The sequence below is a fragment of the Lentzea tibetensis genome, from assembly GCF_007845675.1.
Classification (GTDB): domain Bacteria; phylum Actinomycetota; class Actinomycetes; order Mycobacteriales; family Pseudonocardiaceae; genus Lentzea; species Lentzea tibetensis.
The window spans coordinates 34,195-52,094 of sequence record NZ_VOBR01000010.1; the positions used below are offsets into that span (position 1 = coordinate 34,195).

The following is a 17,900-nucleotide window of genomic DNA, read 5'->3' on the forward strand; positions in this document are numbered from 1 at the left end:
GAAGCGAAACAGCCCCCGGTGTGGCCGAAAGTTTCAGCCGAGGGCTTCGCGCAGGGCCACCCGCATCACGTCGCGCGGGGCCGAATGGCCGGTGAACTGCTCCACCTGGCCGAAAGCCTGGTGCAGCAACATGTCCAGCCCGGTCGCGAGCTTGCTCCCGGTGCGCTCGACCGCGGTCGCGACCGGCGTCGGCCACGGGTGGTAGATCACGTCCAGCACGAACGGGGCCCGCGCCAGCGCGTCCGCGACCGTCGCGGTCGCCTCCGCAGGAACGGTGCTCACGAGAACGTCCGAAGTGGACGCGAGCTCACCCAGGTCCACATCGGACAGCCGCAGCACGGAGACCTCGACGCCGACGCGCGCGGCGCACTCGACGGCCTCCTCGGCACGCGAAGGTTCGCGCACCACGAGGGAAACGTCCTTCACGCCCAGCTCGGCGAACCCGGCCAGCGTCGCCGTCGCGGTGCCGCCCGCGCCGAGCAGCACGCCGCGGCCACCACCGGAGAAGCCGACCGAGCGCAACGCACCCACGACACCGTCCACATCGGTGCAGTCAGCGCGCCAGCCGTTCTCCGTGCGCACCAAGGTGTTCGCGGCACCGACGGCAGCGGCGCGGGCGGTCACCTCGGTGGCGACCGCCAGCGCCGCGCGCTTGTTCGGCATCGTGCACGACAGGCCGACCCACTCGGGGCCGAGTCCCGCCAGCAACGCGGGCACTTCCTCAGCCACGCACTCGATGCGCTCGTACGTCCAGCCGGACAGCCCGAGCGCCGCGTACGCGGCGTTGTGCAGCACCGGGGAAAGCGAGTGAGCGACCGGCGAACCGATCACCGCTGCCCTCACTAGAAAACGCCCTCCGCCCGTGCCTTCGCGTCGTAGATGTCGTGCTGTTCCTGGTTGTCCGAGAAGCAGGACGTGCCGTCCTTCTGACACTTCACGAAGTAGATCATGTTGCCGTCCGCCGGCTTCAGCGCGGCCTCGATGGCCTTGATGCTCGGCGAGCCGATCGGCGTCGGCGGCAGACCACCCGTGCTGTAGGTGTTGTACGCACCGGCGGCCTGGCGGTTCGCGTCGGACGTGCGGATGTGCGGCTGGTTCAGCTTGTAGTTGACCGTGGAGTCGAACTGCAGCTTCATCGGCAGCTTCAACCGGTTGTAGATGACCCGCGAGACGCTGCCGAAGTCCTTCTCGATGCCTTCCTTCTCGATCAGGGAAGCCATGACCAGCACCTCGTACGGCCGGAAGCCCGTGTCACCGGTGTTGCTCGGGATGCCGTAGCCCTGCAGCTTCTGCGCGGACGCCGTGATCACACCGCGGAGCATCTCCACCGCCGAGACACCGGGGTTGACCTGGTACACGCCGCGCATGATCAGGCCTTCGAGCCGGAACTCCGGCGGCGCGGCCTTCACGTCCGCGATCGCCCAGTCCGGCACGCCCAGCGCGCCGGGGTCCGCCGTCTCGGCCGCGGCCTTGATCTCCTCGACCGGCACGCAGACCTTCTGGCCGCCGCGTTCCGTGCAGCTCGCCTCGGACAGCTGGGTGTAGATGCCCTTCACGACCTTGCCGTCGCCACCGGTCAGGTCGCGCAGGATCACGCCGCCCACGACCTGCAGCGCGCCGACCTTCGTCTTCGGGTCGATCATGCGCGCGACCGCCGACGCACCGGACATGCGCGTCTTCATGACGTAGAAGCCGGGCTGGATCGCGGTGACCCGCTGGTCGGTCTTGCTGGCCTCGGTGAACGCGCGGGGACTCGCCACCACGCCGTTCTTCTGCAGCGTCGACGCGATCTCGCTCACCGGGTCGCCGTCCTTGACCTCGATGATGACGTCGCTCTCACCGGTGCCGGAGTAGTCGTCCCACGAACCGATGCCGCGCAGCTCGCGGTAGCCGTAGTAGGCGCCGCCGGCACCCAGTGCCAGCACCATCGCCACGACGATCCACAGGACCGTCTTCTTCTGCTTGCGCTTCTTGCGGGCCGCCGCCGCACGTGCCTTGCTCTTGGTGCTGGGGCGACGCTCACGCTCAACATCAACGTCGGGGTCGAACAACCCGAGATCGTCGCTCAAGGCTCATTCCTTTCGGGCAACCGCTCGCGCTCGCGCATCCAACCAGGACTGCAGGATCTCCACTGCAGCGGCCTGGTCGACCACGGCGCGCTGTTTCTTGCCCTTCACGCCCCGCTGCGCCAGCACCCGGCTCACGACGACGGTCGTCAGGCGCTCGTCACTGAGCCGAACCGGCACGGGGGCGACCCGATCGGCCAAGGCGGCAGCGTACGCCGTCGCCACCTCAGCCGCTGGTCCGTGTCGCCCGGCCAGGGTCTTGGGCAAACCGACCACGATCTCGACAACGTCGTGCTCGGCCACGAGAGCGGTGAGCTCGGAAAGGTCCGAACCACCCTTCTCGTCTCGCTGCAGGGTAACCAGCGGCGTGGCCAGAAATGCTGTCGGATCGCTGAGAGATATTCCCACCCGCACGGAACCGACGTCGACGCCGAGCCGCTTTCCGGGGCCCGGATCGTCGACGAAGGGCGAATCAGCGCTGCTCAAGCACCTTGTCCAGTTCGTTGGTCAGCACCGCGACGGCGTCCTGGATCCCAGACGGATTCGTGCCGCCGCCCTGGGCCAGATCCGGCTTGCCACCGCCGCGGGCGGCGATGGCCGGGCCGAACACGGGCACCAGCTTGCCGGCGGCGATGCCCAGGTCGCGGGCCGCGGCCGTGGTGGCGACCACGAAGCTGACCTTGTCGCCGTCCGGAGCGAACAGGGCCACCACGCCCGGCCGGTTGCCCAGCCGGTTGCGGATCTCGCCGCCGAGCGTGCGCAGGTCGTTGCCCGACACGCCCTCGGCCACGTGGGCCACGAACGACAGGCCGCGGATGTCGAGGGCCTTGGCGGCCAGCTCACCGGCGGAAGCGAGCAGCTCGGCGGCGCGGACCTTCTCCAGCTCCTTCTCGGCCGACTTGAGCCGGTCGAGCAGGGCCTCGATGCGGCCGGGCAGGTTCTCGCCGGTCACCTTGAGCATGTCGCTCAGGTTCTGCACGATGGCCCGCTCCTTGGCCAGGTAGCGCATGGCCTCGATGCCCACGTAGGCCTCCAAGCGGCGCACGCCGGAGCCGACGGACGACTCGCCGAGCAGCGTGATGGCGCCGATCTGCGACGAGTGCTCGACGTGCGTGCCACCGCAGAGCTCGCGCGACCAGGGGCCGCCGATCTCGATGACGCGAACGGTCTCGTCGTAGGTCTCGCCGAACAGGGCGACGGCGCCGAGCTCCTGGGCACCGGACATGTCCGTGTAGATGGCCTGCACCGGCAGGTCCTTGCGCACGGCGAGGTTCGAGACCTCTTCGATCTCGGACTTGGCCTCGTCCGAGAGACCACCGGTCCAGGCGAAGTCCAGGCGCAGGTAGCCGGGCTTGTTGTACGAGCCGCTCTGCAGGGCGGACGGGCCGAGCACCTGACGCAGGGCGGCGTGCACGACGTGCGTGCCCGAGTGGCCCTGGCGGGCGCCGACGCGCCACTCCGGGTCGACGCGGGCCTCGACGTGCTCGCCCTCGGCGATCTCACCGCTGAGCACGCGCACCTGGTGCACGAACAGCTTGCGGGAGACCTTCTGGACGTCGATGACCTCGAGCTCGGCGTTGCCGGTCACGATGGTGCCGGCGTCGCTCTCCTGGCCACCGGACTCGGCGTAGAGCGGCGTGCGGTCGAGCACGACCTCGACGATCTCGCCTTCGCGAGCCGACTTGACCCGCTTGCCCTCGTTGATGATGCCGCGCAGCGTGGCCTCGGAGGCCAGCTCCTGGTACCCGGTGAACTCGGTGGCACCCAGCTCGAGCAGCTCGCGGTACACGGTCTGGTCGCCGTGGCCGGTCTTCTTGCCGGCGGCGTCGGCCTTGGCGCGGGCGCGCTGCTCGGCCATCAGCTTGCGGAAGCCGTCCTCGTCGACGCTCAGCCCGGCCTCGGAGGCCATCTCCAGGGTGAGGTCGATCGGGAAGCCGTAGGTGTCGTGCAGCTGGAAGGCCTGGTCACCGGGCAGCGTGGCGCGGCCGTCGGCCTTCACCTCGGCGGCGGCGTTCTCGAAGATCCGCGAACCGGCGTCGAGCGTGCGGAGGAACGTGTCCTCCTCGGCCTTGAGCACCTGCTGGATGCGGGCGAACCCGCTGACCAGCTCGGGGTAGGCCGGGCCCATCGAGTCGCGGACGACCTCGGCGAACTGGTTGAGCACCGGCTCGTTCACGCCGAGCAGGCGGCTGGAGCGCACGATGCGGCGCAGCAGGCGGCGCAGCACGTAGCCGCGGGCCTCGTTGCCGGGCGTGACGCCGTCGCCGACGAGCAGCACGCCGCTGCGGGCGTGGTCGGCGATGACGCGGAACCGGATGTCGTCGGTCTCGTTGTCGCCGTACTTGCGGCCGGACAGCTCCTCGGCCTTGCTGATCACGGCGCGGACCAGGTCCGTCTCGTAGACGTTGTCGACGCCCTGCAGCAGGTAGGCGACGCGCTCGACGCCCATGCCGGTGTCGATGTTCTTCGACGGCAGCTCGCCGAGGATCGGGTAGTCCTTCTTGGCGCCACCCTCACCGCGGATGTTCTGCATGAAGACGAGGTTCCAGATCTCCAGGTACCTGTCCTCGTCGACGATGGGCCCGCCCTCCTTGCCGTAGGCGGGGCCGCGGTCGTAGTAGATCTCCGAGCACGGGCCGCACGGGCCGGGCACGCCCATCGACCAGAAGTTGTCCTCGACGCCGCGGCGCTGGATGCGCTCCAGCGGCAGGCCGGCGATCTTCTGCCAGAGCTCGATGGCCTCGTCGTCGTCCAGGTAGACGGTGACCCAGATGCGCTCGGGGTCGAAGCCGTAGCCGCCGTCGTCCTGGGACTTGGTGATCAGCTCCCAGGCGAGCCGGATGGCGTCTTCCTTGAAGTAGTCGCCGAGCGAGAAGTTGCCGGCCATCTGGAAGAACGTGAGGTGGCGCGTCGTCTTGCCGACCTCGTCGATGTCCGGCGTGCGCACGCACTTCTGGATGCTCGTCATCCGCGGGGCGGGCGGCGGGGCCTCGCCGAGGAAGTACGGCTTGAACGGCACCATGCCGGCGTTGACGAACAGCAGGTTCGGGTCGTCGAGCAACAGGGAGGCGCTCGGGATGTACTTGTGCCCGGCGTTCTCGAAGTGCTCGCGGAAACGCTTGATGATCTCGTGGGTCTGCACGGAAGTTCCTCGGGTTCAGAAAAGTTGTCAGGGCGCGCGGAAGAGGCGAACGACTACCTGTCGTTCGCCCTGGGCGCTCGGCGCCCCGGCGTCTGGCCCGTCTGACGTTCCACGGTCTCCTGCAACTCCTGCTCCCGTTCGGCCATCCCGGCGCGCACCTCGGCCCCGAAGGAACCGAGCGCGCCCGCGAGTTCACGCAGGCCTTCACCCACGTTAGCGCCGATGCCCGCGGGGGTCGCCTGCTTTGTGACCTCGGCGGCCTTGCGCGCGGCGATGATGCCCGCGGCGGCGCCGAGCCCGAACCAGAAGAGGCGGCTCATCGCTTGCCTCCCTTGCGAGGACGGCGGCGGGCGTGCTTGTTCGGCTCCTGCGCGGCCTTCCTGCGGGCCTTGACGGCCTTGCTGACGCCGTAGGACAGCGCGGCGACCTTGACCAGCGGGCTGCCGAGCGTGGCGGTGAACAGGCTCGTGAGCGCGGAGACGTTGCCGGTGACGGCCTTGGCGTTGGCCGTGATGCCGTCGACCCGCTCGAGCTGCGTGTTGACGTGCGTCAGCGTCGTGTTGGCCTCGTCGAACAGCGGGTCGCTGTTCTGGTGCGCCTTGCGGATCGCGACGGTGGCTTCGTCGAGCGTGCGTCCCAGCTTGATCAACGGGATCGCCAGCAGGAGCACAAGCAGCACGAACGCACCGGCGGCGACCAGTGCGGCGATCTGCCCTGGCGACACGGATCCTCCTGGTGGGAGCGACTGGCGGAAGTGCCGGTCAGATTACCGTGCGCCAGCTCACGACCCTGATCAGGTCTCCCTTTGCCGTGGAGGCCGCCGTCGCGTCGCGACGGCGGCCTCCACGGCGATTCGGCGGCCTCAGGCCACGTAGGTCTTCGTGACGAGCTGCCGGAACGACCACAGGGTCATGCTCCAGGTCGGCGAGCTGTTGAAGCCCGGACTCCCCGACGCCGGGTCGTGCACGTGGACGTAGTTGTTGGTCCCGTCGAACGACCACCCCGTCACCACGACCCAGTGGTCGACGTTGGTGCTCGCCGCGTACCCCGGCGGCCGCACCCCTCCCGGCCTGGTGACGATGTTGACCGGCGTGGCCCAGTTGATCCCGACGTTGCGCTTGAACATCCCCCACATCGCGTCGAGCTGCGCGGGTGTCATCGGGTTGTTCACGTTGAACACCTGGTAGCGGCTGTTGAGGTAGCTGTTGATCCCGTCGCGCACCTGGTAGCGGTTCGTACCCGCGTCCGGTGTGGTGCCGACCCTGGCGGCGATGGCGGCCTGGGTCGGCAGCGAGGACGTCCGCGCGGAGATCGCCATGCGGATGGCCGCGGGACCGCACCAGTAGCCGGTCTGCTGCTTCTGCCACGTGACGGACATCCAGTCACCGGCGGCGGCAGTCGCCGGCGCGGAGGGCGCGAGCGTCACAGCCATCGCCATCACCATCATCGCGGTGAGTTTCCTGAGAGTTCCCATGGCGCGGGACGTTAGGAATCGCGGCTTTCAGTTCGCTTGCAGGTAGCTGCACGTCCAGTCACACGTCCCCCAATCGGCCCACCGAAACCACGTGTTTCAGCGACTAGCGTGGTCACCGACCGTGAAACGGTGATCACACGGGGCTTGACACACGCGACTCGGAGTAGATGAGGTAAGCCTACCCTTAGTTGAATTCATGCGGAGGTGTCGTGCACCCCAGGTCCCTGCCCCCCGGACGGCCCGCGCACGTGCTGGCGGCCGCGGCCGGGTCGCTGGGCGACCAACTGCCGGAACACGGGATCGGCCAGGAGCAGGCACTGCGCAGGCTCGCCGACGTGCTCGAGACGTACGGCGTCGGCCTGCGGTCCCCGTACTCGGCAGCCCACCTGCAACCGCCACCGCTGGCCGTCGCGGTGCTCGCGGACGCGCTGGCGAGCGCGTCGAACGCCTCGCTCGACACCTACGACTCCGGTCCGGCCGCGATCGCCGTCGAACGCTGGGTCGTCGCGCGGCTCGCCACGCTGGCCGGGTATCCGTCGGGCGACGGGGTGTTCACGCCCGGCGGCACGATCTCGAACCTCACCGCGCTGCTGCTGGCCCGCGACGCGGCCGCCGCGCGGCACGGCGTCGACGTGCGGCTCGACGGGGTCGCCGAGTTGGTCGAGCCGACCGTGTACTGCTCGGAGCTGGCGCACTTCTCTGTGCAGCGGGCGTGCGCGACGCTCGGGATCGGCGAGAACGCGGTGCGCCCGATCGAGGTCGACTCGTCGTTCCGGATGGAGCCGTCGTCGCTGGCCCGCGCGCTGCGGCACGCGTCGACGCCGGTCGCGGTCGTCGCGACCGCGGGCACGACCGACTTCGGCTCGATCGACCCGCTCCGCGAGGTCGCGGAGATCGCCGCGGCGCACGGCGCGTGGTTCCACGTCGACGCCGCGTACGGCTTCGGCGCGTTGTTCTCCACGCGGCTGGCGCCGTTGCTCGACGGGCTGGAGCTGGCCGACTCGATCACCGCGGACCTGCACAAGATCGGCTGGCAGCCCGCGGCCGCGTCGGCGTTGCTGGTGCGGTCGGCGGCGGCGTTCGAGCCGCTGAACCGCTCGGTGGCCTACCTGAACCCGGAGGACGACCGGACGGCCGGGTACGACGGCCTGCTCGGCCGCTCGCTGCAGACGACCCGGCGGCCGGACGCGGTGAAGGTGGCCGCCACGCTGCTCGCGTTCGGCAGGGAGGGGCTGGGGCAGCTCGTCGACCACTGCCACTCGCTCGCGCAGCACGCCGCCGCGTTGCTGGCCGAGGACCCGGCGTTCGAGCTGATCGGCGGGGTGACCCTGACGACGGTCGTGTTCCGTTACACCGCATCGGATCCCGAGCTGACCGACGCGGTGAACGCCGAGCTGCGGCGGCACCTGATGCGCACCGGCGTCGCGCTGGTCGGGCGCACCGAGGTCGGCAAGGCGACATGCCTGAAGTTCACGCTGCTCAACCCGAAGACCACACCCGACGACCTCGTCCGGCTGCTGGGCCTGGTGCGCCACGCCGGTGCCGTGACCGAGGAGATGCTGCGACAGGAGGGCGTCGCATGAGCACACGCACGGACGCCGAGCACGCGCACCTGGAGGCCCTGTTGCGGGCTTGGGTGCGAGAGACCAACACAGCGGTTTCGCCCGGCCCGCTGACGGTTCCGCTGCCGTCGACCGGGCTCGCGCTGCACACCGAGGTGCGGCACGCGTCGGCGACGGGCTGGCACACGTTCGGGCCGGTGACGATCGGAACGCTTCCGGCCGACCCGGTGCTGGCAGTCGCCTTGGTGGCGCAGGAGTTGGGCGGCGAGACGGCTGACCTCGTCGAGCGCACTGCCGAGTCGGTGCGCAGGGTCGCCGGGTTCCTGGAGCACCGCGGCCACTCCCCCACCCCCGCGGACGGGTTCCTGGACGCCGAGCAGTCGCTCCTGCTCGGGCACCTGCACCACCCGGCGCCGAAGTCGCGCGACGGGATCTCCGACCGGGACAACGCGCGGTTCGCACCGGAGCTGCGCGGGTCGTTCCCGCTGCACTGGTTCGCGGCGGACCCGTCGGTGGTGTCGCACGCCGGCGGTGCGGACGTGCTGATGCAGGAGCTCGCCGGGCGGCACGTCGACGGGAAGCTGCTGATCCCCGCGCACCCGTGGCAGGCGCACGACCTGGTGCAGCGGCCGCGGATCAGGTCGTTGCTGGAACACGGTCTGCTCGAGTCGCTCGGCGAGTTCGGGCCCGAGTGGTTCCCGACGTCGTCGCTGCGCACCGTGTACCGGCCGGGCGCGCCGGTGATGCTGAAGCTGTCGCTGGGCCTGCGGATCACGAACTCGCGGCGCGAGTCGACGGCGACCGAGCTGCGCCGCGGCATGGAGATCAAGCAGCTGCTGGACACCGGGTACGCGGCCGAGACGGTGCTGGCGCACCCCGAGTTCACGGTCGTGCGGGACCCGTCGTGGATCGCGGTCGACGAGCACGGTGACGTGACCGGGCTCGACGTGGCGGTGCGGGACGTGCCGCCCGGACTCACCGACCTGCGCTGCCTCGCCGGTCTGGTGGCGCCGCGACCGGGGATCGGGCCCAGCAAGCTGATCTCGGTCGTGCCCGATCCGGCCGCGTGGGTCGCGTCGTACACCGACCACGTGCTGGTGCCGATGCTGAAGCTGTACGCGGAGACCGGGATCGGGCTGGAGGGGCACCAGCAGAACACGCTGGTGCGCGAGGACGCGTCCGGTGGTGCGTACCGGGACAACCAGGGCTATTACCTGGCGTCGTCGTACCTGCCGAAGCTGCTCGACCACCTGGGTGCCGAGCACTCGCGGCTGGCCGTGGTGGACGACGCGATCGTCGACGACCGGCTCACCTACTACCTGCTGCGCAACCAGGCGCTCGCGCCGATCGGCTGCTTCGGCGCGCACGGCGTCGCCGACGAGCGGGAGCTGCTGGGCGTGCTCGCCGGAAGACTCGAGGAAGCACTGCCCGCGCTGGCCAAGGCCGGTCCGGACGGCGACCGGCTGGCGCGCCGCTGGCTGACCGCACCCACGTTGCCGTGCAAGGGAAATCTGCTGACGCGGTTGCAGGGGATCGACGAGGTCCTGGCACCACTCGACGCGCAATCTGTGTACCTGGACACGCCGAACCCGTTGCTGGAGGCCAAGTGAGGCCCGTGAGCCACCTCGACTCGTACCGGACGGCCGGGCACGTGGAGGCACCAGCGCCACCGTTACCGGTGCTGCCGCAGCCGTGGGACGCGCGGCTGGCCGACCCGGACGGGTTCCACCTCGACCTGATCCACCGGTGGATGCAGTCGCCGCACGTGGCGGCGTTCTGGCGGCAGGCGTGGCCGCGCGACCGGTGGGAGCTGGAGCTGCGCGACCACCTGGCCGGCAACGACATCCGGCCGGTGCTGGTGGCGCTGGAGGGCAGGCCGGTGATCTACCTGGAGGTGTACCGGGCGGCGCGCGACCGCGTCGCGAAGTGCTACCACGCCCGGCCGCACGACATCGGGCTGCACATCGCCGTCGGTGAGCTGGCGATGACCGATCGCGGGCTGGTCCGGACGCTGCTGCCGGTGCTGACGCGGGCGCTGTTCGACGCGGACCCGCAGTGCACGCGGGTGATCCTGGAGCCGGACGTGCGCAACACGCGCGCCATCAAGTCGTTCCAGGCCGGTGGTTTCCAGCTCGCGGACGAGATCCTGCTGCCGGACAAGGTGGCCGCGCTGATGGTGTGCCCGCGATGACTCCCAAGAAGGTCGTGGCCATCGGCTGCGGGCCGTTCAACCTGGGGCTGGCGGCACTGGCGTCCACTGTGGACGACCTCGACGTGGTGGTGCTGGAAGCGGAGCGCGAGCTGCGCTGGCATCCGGGCGTCATGTTCGACGACGCGGTGCTGCAGGTCAGCTTCCTGGCAGACCTGGTGAGCATGGTGGCGCCGACGCACCCGCTGTCGTTCCTCGCCTACCTGCACGACGTGGACCGGCTGTACCCGTTCTACGTGCGCGAGCGGTTCCACCCGACGCGCCGCGAGTACGAGGACTACCTGCGCTGGGCCGCGTCGCGGCTGCCGTCCGTGCGGTTCTCCCACCGCGTCGAGTCGGTGCGGTGGGACGGCGAGCGGTTCGCCGTGCAGGCGACCCGCGGCGACGGCAAGCGGATCACCGTGCACGGCGACGACCTGGTGCTCGGGGTGGGCACGGAGCCGTACGTGCCCGACGCGCTGGCGAACCTGCCGTCCGAGCGGCTGATGCACAGCGCCGACTACCTCAACCGGGACGTCGACGTCGAGCACGTGACGGTCGTCGGCTCCGGCCAGTCGGGCGCGGAGGTGGTGCTGGACCTGTTGCGGCGCAACATGTCCGGCGGACCAGCGGTGAGCTGGCTGACCCGCACGCCGGTGTTCGCGCCGCTGGACTACACGAAGCTCGTGCTGGAGATGACGACGCCGGGGTACGTGCGGCACTTCCACTCGCTGCCGCAGGACAAGCGCGACTCGCTGGTGGCCGAGCAGTGGCGGCACTACAAGGCGATCTCCGAGGGCACGATCGACGAGCTGCACGACCTGCTGTACCGGCGGGAGCTGCTGCACGGGCTGCGCGAGGTGGAGCTGCGGCCGGGCACGGCGATCCGCGAGTCGCGCGTGTCGTACTCCGGGCAGGCGGTGCTGACGTGCACGCACCGCGACACCGGCCGGGCGTTCGAGCACACCACCGACCTGGTGATCGCCGCGACCGGGTACCGGCAGCGCAGGCCCGTGTTCCTGCAACCGCTCGAGCCGCTGGTCAAGCGCGACTCGCACGGCCGGTTCGTCGTCGGGCTCGACCACTCCGTCGAGCTGGCGCCCGTGGTGGCGGGCCGGGTGTTCGTGGCCAACGCGGACCTGCACAGCCACGGCGTCGCCGCGCCCGACCTCGGGATCGGCGCCGTCCGCAACGCGACGATCATCAACGCGGTCACCGGCCGCGAGGTGTACCCGCTGCCCAAGCGGACCGCGTTCACCAGCTTCACCGCACCGGGAGACTCTGTTGACCGACCTGTGGCGTGAGTGCTCGCGAAGGCTGCTCGCGAAGATCATCGGCGAGTTGTGCTTCGAGCAGCGGCTCACCCCCGAGCAGGGCTGCGTATTGCATTTCGCCGAGTCCGTCTACACGTTCGAAGCCGAGCGGACGGCGTTCGACGGCTGGGTCGTCACGCCCGGCTCGGTGCGCCGGGCCGCGTCCGGCATCCTCGGCGACGACGTGGTCGAGCCGTGCGAGGACGTGCAGCAGTTCCTCGTCGACGCGTGCCGCCACATGGGGGTCGACGGCTCGACGACCGCGGGCCTGCTGTCCGAGACGACCTCGACGCTGGCGGCGGACGTGGCGCTCGCGTCGACCGCGCGCCCGGTCGCCGAGCTGACCTCGTTGCCGCACATCGAGCTGGACGGTCACCTCACCGGCCACCCGTGGCTGTTCGCGAACAAGGGCCGCGTCGGGTTCGCCGAGTCCGACCGCGAGCGCTACGCACCCGAGTCGCGCACCCCGGTGCGGCTGGCCTGGCTCGCCGCGCACCGCGGTCTCGCCGAGTTCCGGGCCACCTCGACGGTGTCCGAGTCGTCGCTGTTCGCCGACGAGCTGGACGCGGCGACGCGCGAGCGGTTCACCGAGGCGTTGAACGACCTGGGCCTCGACCCGGCCGCGTACGTGTGGCTGCCGGTCCACCCGTGGCAGCTGGACCACGTGGTGCGCACGATGTGGGCACCCGAGCTGGCGACCGGCCGCCTGGTCGAGCTCGGCGAGGCGCCCGACTGGTACCTGCCGACGCAGTCCGTGCGCACGATGTGCAACGTGGACAGTCCGGGCCGCGCGCAGGTGAAGCTGCCGCTGCGAATCCTCAACACCGCCGTGTACCGCGGCATCCCGCCGCACTGCACGGCCGCCGCGCCGATGACCACCCAGTGGCTGCAGGGTCTGTGGTCGCGCGACAAGCTGCTGTCCGAGTGGGGCACGGTGCTGCTGGGCGAGTTCGCGTCGGTGACCGTGCGGCACCCGCACCTGACGCGCGCGGGCGACGTGCCGTACCAGTGGCTGGAGACGCTGGGGTGCATCTGGCGCGAGCCGCTCACCCCGCACGTCGGTCCCGGCGAGACCGCGTGGTCACTCGCGGCGGCGCTGCACGTCGACCCGTGGGGCACGCCGCTGGTCGGTGAGTTCGTTCGCCTGTCCGGACTTTCCGCCGCGGACTGGTTCGCCGCGCTGCTGCGCGTGCTGCTGCGGCCGTTGCTGCACGTGCTCTACACGTACGGCATCACGGTGAACCCGCACGGCGAGAACGTGGCGATCATCTGCTCCGGCGGTGTGCCGGTCCGCGCGGTGATCCACGACCTGGTCGACGACGTGAACGTGTCCGTGGAGCCGGTGCCCGAGCGCGGGCTCGAACCCGACTCGCACGACCGGGTGCTGCCGCGCAAGCACTGGAACGTGCTGCGGCAGTACCTGGTCGACGCGCTGCTGGTCGGTGTCTTCCGCCCGTTGCAGCTGCTCCTGCCGCTGACCGAGGCCCAGTTCTGGGGCATGGTGCGCGGCGAGGTCGAGTCCTACCGCAACCGCCACCCCGACCTCGCGTCGCGGATGGACGCGGGAACGTTGCTGGGGCCCAGTTTCACGCGGTTCCCGTTGAACGGCTACCGGCTCACGCTCGGGTACCGGGACCTCGCCCAGCGTCCGCCGATCCCGTCGGCGGGCGAGGTCCCGAACCCGATGCACTCCGTGTCAGCGATCGCTCCCGTGGACGGCTGGTGAGCCCTCGCGGGTGTACTCGGCGCGTGCGAACCGCAGCAGCGCACCGTGCACCTGGTCGGCCTGCTCGTCGCCGAACGGCCCGATCTGCGCGAGCTCGCCGCCGACCGGCTGGATCGACACGACGTTGCCCCGCGACAGGTGGACCCGTGAGATCTCCTGCCACGACAGCATTCCGCGCCGCCACGCCAGTCCCTCCGGCGACGCGGTGATCTCCGGCGCGAACTTCCACCTGCGCACCCGGTCGCCCGCGATGACGAGCAGCACCGCCCAGCACACCAGGCCGTACGAGCTGGCCTTCGGGCTGCCGCCGACGATCTCGGTCGTGTAGAGGGTGGCACCAGAACCGGCGATCACGAGCACCATCACGAGCCATCCGCCGCGCAGCCACGGCTTGCGCCCGCCCGAGATGACCGACACCTCACCGCTCGGCAGCTCGTCCGCCACGGGTTCCGGCTCGGACAGCGCTTCGGGTGGTGCGGCCTGCCCTTCCCGCGTGTAGGGCACCGTCGCGAAGTGCCCCATTGCCACGTGGATGCGGGTGGCCTGCTCGTCCCCGAACCGCCTGATCCGCGTGGTCTCCCCCGTCCGGGGCTCGATGACCAGGGTGTTGGCCCTGGTCAGGTGCACCCGTCCGATCTCGGCCCAGCCGAGCTTCGTTCTGCCCCACGCCATGCCCTCGGGCGAGATCGTGACCGACGGCATGAACACCGCGCGCCGCACCCAGTTGCCGACGACCAGCAGCACCACCGCCCATCCGCCGACGGCCAGCGCGGTGTGGTTCGGGTAGTCCCCGAACGCCCACGGCGTCGACCGGACGGCCGGGACGACGGCGAGCACCAGCACGATCAGGTGCCCTTTGAAGCCGAGCCACATCTTCCGCCCACCGCTGACGACGACGTCCCTGCTCGGTTCTTCGGTGGGCCGCTGGTAGCCGGCCGCGTCGTCGGCGTCGACCTCGGCCTTGATCTTCCGCAGCACCGGGCGTGCCGTGAGGTAGGTCAGGTACAGCCACCCGAGGGCGAACGGCAGCGCGAGCCAGCCCCACCACGCGAGCGGCTGGTCGGCGGCGCGGACGTGGTGCGACCGCCGCCCGGTCCCCTCCTTGACGACCGGCACGTGCTGACCGATGTCGGCGGGCGTCAGGAAGTTCACCGGCCTGCGCGCGAACGGCCCGTCGTGCTGCCCCAGGTCCGCCATGCACTGGTGCCAGAAGCCGAACCCGTGCGTGCTGACCGGACCGTGCCGGTCGCACTCCCGCGCGATGGCGAACGTCTGCCCCGGCCGCGGCGCGGGATCGGGACCGTACCTGTCGGTGAACGCGTTGATGATCGTCGCGCCCAGCAGCCAGCCGAGCAGCGGCATGACCAGGACCGCGAACACCAGCCGAAGCACCCTGCGCTTCAGCTCCCCCAGTTCTGTTTGCTCCACACGGCCGGAGAGTAACGCAGCCGAACGGGCTACTCGCCGCGGATCACCTTGCGCAGCTTGGGAAGCCGCTCGGACAGCGCCCGCTCGGCACCGCGCGGCGTGGGCGAGTAGTAGTCGCGGCCCACGAGGTCGTCCGGCGGGTACTGCTGCGTGAGCACGCCTTCCGGCACGTCGTGCGGGTAGTGGTAGCCCTGCGCGTTGCCGAGCTTCGCGGCGCCCGCGTAGTGCCCATCGCGCAAATGCGGCGGGACCGTGCCGACGAAGCCCTTCCGCACGTCCTCGATGGCGCCGTAGATGGCGGTGGTGACGGCGTTGGACTTCGGCGCGGTCGCCAGGTGGATGGTGGCCTGCGCGAGGTTCAGCGCGCACTCCGGCAGCCCGATCAGCTGCACGGCCTGTGCCGCGGCGACGCACACCTGCAACGCCGTCGGGTCGGCCATGCCGACGTCCTCGGACGCGTGGATCACCAGGCGCCGCGCGATGAAGCGGGGGTCCTCGCCCGCCTCGATCATGCGCGCCAGGTAGTGCAGCGCGGCGTCGACGTCCGAGCCGCGGATGGACTTGATGAACGCCGACGTCACGTCGTAGTGCTGGTCGCCCTGCCGGTCGTACCTGACCGCCGCCTTGTCCACAGTGGACTCCAGCACGGCGAGCGACACGACACCGTCGTTCGAGGCGACCGCCGAGTCGGCCGCGGCCTCCAGCGCGGTCAGCGCGCGCCGGGCGTCGCCACCGGCCAGCCGGACCAGGTGGTCGAGCGCGTCGGCGTCGACCGTCACGGAACCACCGAGTCCACGCGGATCGGACACGGCGCGCGAGACGACCGCCAGCACGCCCTCGTCGGTCAACGGCCGCAGCTGGAGCACCAGCGAGCGCGACAGCAGCGGTGACACGACCGAGAAGAACGGGTTCTCCGTGGTGGCGGCGACCAGCAGCACGATGCGGTCCTCGACGGCGCCGAGCAGCGCGTCCTGCTGGGTCTTCGAGAACCGGTGCACCTCGTCGATGAACAGGACGGTCGACTCGCCGGAGCGCACGAGGCGGCGACGCGCCTCGTCGATGACCGCGCGCACCTCCTTCACGCCCGCCGACAACGCCGACAGCGCCACGAACCGGCGGCCGGTCGCCCTGGACACCAGCGTGGCCAGCGTCGTCTTGCCGGTGCCCGGCGGGCCGTAGAGCATCACCGACGCCGGGGTGGCGCCCTCCACCAGCCTGCGCAGCGGCGCTCCTGGGCCGAGCAGGTGATCCTGCCCGACGACCTCGTCCAGCACCGCGGGCCGCATCCGGACGGCCAGCGGCGCGTTCGCGGCCAGACGCTCGGCTTTCTCCTCGTCGGTGGCGCCGAACAGGCCCTCGTCGAACAGACCTTCGCTCATGCGTTCGAGCCTAACCTGTGCGAAAATGCACGCTCGTGGCTGTTCCTCCCCGCGCCGTACTCCTCGCCGGCCCATCCGGTTCCGGCAAGTCCACCCTCGCCGCCCGCCTCGGCTGGCCGGTGCTGCGGCTGGACGACTTCTACCGCGAAGGCGACGACCCGCTGTTGCCCCGCGACGCGCACGGCAGGGCCGACTGGGACGCCGAGGGCTCCTGGAACGACGACGACGCGCTGGAGGCGGTCGTCACCCTCGCCCGCACGGGCTCGGTCGATGCCCCGGTGTACGCGCTCGGCGAGGACCGCAGGGTCGGCGCGCAGACCGTCAGCCTGGGCGACGCGCCCGCGTTCATCGCCGAGGGCTTGTTCGCGGACCTGCTGGTCGGCCGGGCCCGCGAGACGGGCGTGCTGAAGGACGCGATCGTGCTCGCGCCGAGCGCGCCCGTGACGTTCCTGCGGCGGTTCTTCCGCGACGTGTCCGAGGCCCGCAAGCCCGTGCCGGTGCTGCTCAGCAGGGGCTGGCGGCTGATGCGCGAGCAACCGGGCGTCGTCCGGCGCTGCGAGGCGGCGGGCATGCGGCGGCTCACCCCCGCGCGGGCACGCGAGGAACTCGCGAAGTCCGTGCACACCGCGGACAACGCGCCCGTGTAGCACGGCGGCCGTGGGGGTAACCGTGGGCACGAGAGGTGGTCGCCGTGGCACCTGCCCGCAGAGACCTGGTGGTCGTCGGTGCCTCGGCCGGAGGCGTCGAGGCGCTGACGAAGTTCGTCGCGAGCCTGCCCGCGAATCTGCCCGCCGCCGTCGCCGTTGTACTGCACATGCCTTCTCGCGGCCCGAGCGCGCTGCACTTCATCCTGTCCCGCAGCGGTCCGCTGCGCTGCGTCCCGGTGTCCGACGGCCAGCCGGTGCGGCCGGGCCGCGTGTACGTCGCGCCGCCGGACCGGCACCTGGTCGTGTCCGGTGAGCAGCTGCGCCTGTCCGACGAGCCGCCCGCGCTCGGCCACCGGCCGTCGGTCGACGTGCTCTTCTCCTCCGCCGCCCGCACGCGGGGCGCCCGCACGATCGGTGTGGTGCTGTCCGGCGCGCTCGCCGACGGCACCGCGGGCATGGTCGCGATCAAGTCGCGCGGTGGCGTCGCCCTGGTCCAGGACCCGGTGGAGGCGCGGTGCTCCGGCATGCCGCTCAGCGTGATCCGGCACGTGCGGGTCGACCACGTGCTGCCGGTCGGCGAGATCGGCCACCAGCTCGCGCACCTCGTGGGACAGCAGGTGGACGCGGACGGGCCGGTGCGCGACGAGTTGAGCATGGAGCGGGCGTTGTGGACCGCGCTGCACACGCTCGACGAGAAGGCCGAGCTGTCCCGGCGGATGCGGGCCAGCCCGCTGGCGCGCGCGCACTCCTATCTGGCGGAGCGGTACGCACGGGCGCACCAGGAGGCGGCCGAGGCCGCCGACGTCCTGCGCGCCCACCTGACGCGGAGGGGGCTGGAACAGTGATCACCGGCAACGGCAGACCCGACCGGACACCCGCGAACGACCGCACGGCACTCCGCGCACGCTCGACCAGAGCGGGAGCGGCACAGTGATCACCGGCAACCACCGCGCCCGCTCCACCGAAGCGGGGGCA

16 protein-coding genes are annotated in these 17,900 nt (G+C 71.0%); 7 read left to right on the forward strand and 9 right to left on the reverse strand.

Going from position 1 to position 17,900, the window contains the following annotated elements:
* Window positions 1-33: 33 nt before the first annotated feature.
* The 7 genes from FKR81_RS17355 to FKR81_RS17385 form a co-directional block, all read right to left on the reverse strand.
* Complete coding sequence (locus tag FKR81_RS17355; protein WP_222598294.1) at window positions 34-831, reverse strand: shikimate dehydrogenase; 798 nt, start codon at window positions 829-831, stop codon at window positions 34-36.
* 11 nt (window positions 832-842) lie between these two features.
* Window positions 843-2,069 carry an endolytic transglycosylase MltG gene (gene mltG / locus FKR81_RS17360; protein WP_146353105.1) on the reverse strand — a complete coding sequence of 409 codons (1,227 nt, stop codon included), beginning with the start codon at window positions 2,067-2,069 and terminating at the stop codon, window positions 843-845.
* A 3-nt stretch (window positions 2,070-2,072) separates the two neighbouring features.
* Entirely contained in the window at window positions 2,073-2,552 is a 480-nt protein-coding gene (gene ruvX, locus FKR81_RS17365) for a Holliday junction resolvase RuvX (RefSeq protein ID WP_146353106.1), read from the reverse strand.
* Window positions 2,539-5,208 (reverse strand): alanine--tRNA ligase, encoded by a 2,670-nt coding sequence (gene alaS / locus FKR81_RS17370; protein WP_146353107.1) that lies wholly within the window; start codon window positions 5,206-5,208, stop codon window positions 2,539-2,541. Before alaS ends, ruvX begins: the two co-directional genes overlap by 14 nt.
* A gap of 53 nt (window positions 5,209-5,261) precedes the next feature.
* Window positions 5,262-5,528: a hypothetical protein gene (locus FKR81_RS17375; protein ID WP_146353108.1), complete on the reverse strand. Its 267-nt coding sequence runs from the start codon at window positions 5,526-5,528 to the stop codon at window positions 5,262-5,264.
* Complete coding sequence (locus FKR81_RS17380; RefSeq protein ID WP_146353109.1) at window positions 5,525-5,932, reverse strand: DUF948 domain-containing protein; 408 nt, start codon at window positions 5,930-5,932, stop codon at window positions 5,525-5,527. Before FKR81_RS17380 ends, FKR81_RS17375 begins: the two co-directional genes overlap by 4 nt.
* Before the next feature lie 138 nt (window positions 5,933-6,070).
* Entirely contained in the window at window positions 6,071-6,682 is a 612-nt protein-coding gene (locus FKR81_RS17385; protein ID WP_146353110.1) for a C39 family peptidase, read from the reverse strand.
* A gap of 209 nt (window positions 6,683-6,891) precedes the next feature.
* Here FKR81_RS17385 and FKR81_RS17390 point away from each other — a divergent pair, with 209 nt between their 5' ends.
* Genes FKR81_RS17390 through FKR81_RS17410 form a run of 5 tightly spaced genes read left to right on the forward strand, consistent with a single transcriptional unit; the run spans window position 6,892 to window position 13,471 of the window.
* Window positions 6,892-8,265, forward strand: a complete 1,374-nt coding sequence (locus FKR81_RS17390; RefSeq protein WP_235921604.1) for a pyridoxal phosphate-dependent decarboxylase family protein — start codon at window positions 6,892-6,894, stop codon at window positions 8,263-8,265.
* Window positions 8,262-9,854 (forward strand): IucA/IucC family protein, encoded by a 1,593-nt coding sequence (locus FKR81_RS17395; RefSeq protein WP_146353112.1) that lies wholly within the window; start codon window positions 8,262-8,264, stop codon window positions 9,852-9,854. Before FKR81_RS17390 ends, FKR81_RS17395 begins: the two co-directional genes overlap by 4 nt.
* Window positions 9,851-10,435, forward strand: coding sequence for a GNAT family N-acetyltransferase (locus FKR81_RS17400; RefSeq protein ID WP_235921605.1), 585 nt, complete (start codon window positions 9,851-9,853; stop codon window positions 10,433-10,435). Before FKR81_RS17395 ends, FKR81_RS17400 begins: the two co-directional genes overlap by 4 nt.
* Window positions 10,432-11,736 (forward strand): lysine N(6)-hydroxylase/L-ornithine N(5)-oxygenase family protein, encoded by a 1,305-nt coding sequence (locus FKR81_RS17405; RefSeq protein WP_146353113.1) that lies wholly within the window; start codon window positions 10,432-10,434, stop codon window positions 11,734-11,736. Before FKR81_RS17400 ends, FKR81_RS17405 begins: the two co-directional genes overlap by 4 nt.
* Entirely contained in the window at window positions 11,717-13,471 is a 1,755-nt protein-coding gene (locus FKR81_RS17410; RefSeq protein ID WP_235921606.1) for an IucA/IucC family protein, read from the forward strand. Before FKR81_RS17405 ends, FKR81_RS17410 begins: the two co-directional genes overlap by 20 nt.
* Here the strand turns inward: FKR81_RS17410 and FKR81_RS17415 are convergent.
* The gene (locus tag FKR81_RS17415; RefSeq protein ID WP_146353114.1) at window positions 13,442-14,899 is read right to left on the reverse strand and encodes a DUF6346 domain-containing protein; all 1,458 of its coding nucleotides are present in this window, start codon (window positions 14,897-14,899) and stop codon (window positions 13,442-13,444) included. The two genes, FKR81_RS17410 and FKR81_RS17415, sit on opposite strands and share 30 nt — an antisense overlap.
* 29 nt (window positions 14,900-14,928) lie before the next feature.
* Window positions 14,929-16,278 (reverse strand): replication-associated recombination protein A, encoded by a 1,350-nt coding sequence (locus FKR81_RS17420; RefSeq protein WP_146353115.1) that lies wholly within the window; start codon window positions 16,276-16,278, stop codon window positions 14,929-14,931.
* A gap of 35 nt (window positions 16,279-16,313) precedes the next feature.
* Here FKR81_RS17420 and FKR81_RS17425 point away from each other — a divergent pair, with 35 nt between their 5' ends.
* Window positions 16,314-16,925: a uridine kinase family protein gene (locus FKR81_RS17425; RefSeq protein ID WP_235921607.1), complete on the forward strand. Its 612-nt coding sequence runs from the start codon at window positions 16,314-16,316 to the stop codon at window positions 16,923-16,925.
* 44 nt (window positions 16,926-16,969) lie between these two features.
* The gene (locus FKR81_RS17430; RefSeq protein ID WP_146353117.1) at window positions 16,970-17,770 is read left to right on the forward strand and encodes a chemotaxis protein CheB; all 801 of its coding nucleotides are present in this window, start codon (window positions 16,970-16,972) and stop codon (window positions 17,768-17,770) included.
* The last annotated feature ends 130 nt before the right edge of the window (window positions 17,771-17,900 follow it).

Excerpts from the sequence above, each read along its gene's own strand:
- FKR81_RS17385 (WP_146353110.1), bottom strand. The coding sequence starts at position 6,682 with ATGGGAACTCTCAGGAAACTCACCGCGATGATGGTGATGGCGATGGCT.
- FKR81_RS17395 (WP_146353112.1), top strand. The coding sequence starts at position 8,262 with ATGAGCACACGCACGGACGCCGAGCACGCGCACCTGGAGGCCCTGTTG.
- FKR81_RS17375 (WP_146353108.1), bottom strand. The coding sequence starts at position 5,528 with ATGAGCCGCCTCTTCTGGTTCGGGCTCGGCGCCGCCGCGGGCATCATC.
- FKR81_RS17405 (WP_146353113.1), top strand. The coding sequence starts at position 10,432 with ATGACTCCCAAGAAGGTCGTGGCCATCGGCTGCGGGCCGTTCAACCTG.
- FKR81_RS17420 (WP_146353115.1), bottom strand. The coding sequence starts at position 16,278 with ATGAGCGAAGGTCTGTTCGACGAGGGCCTGTTCGGCGCCACCGACGAG.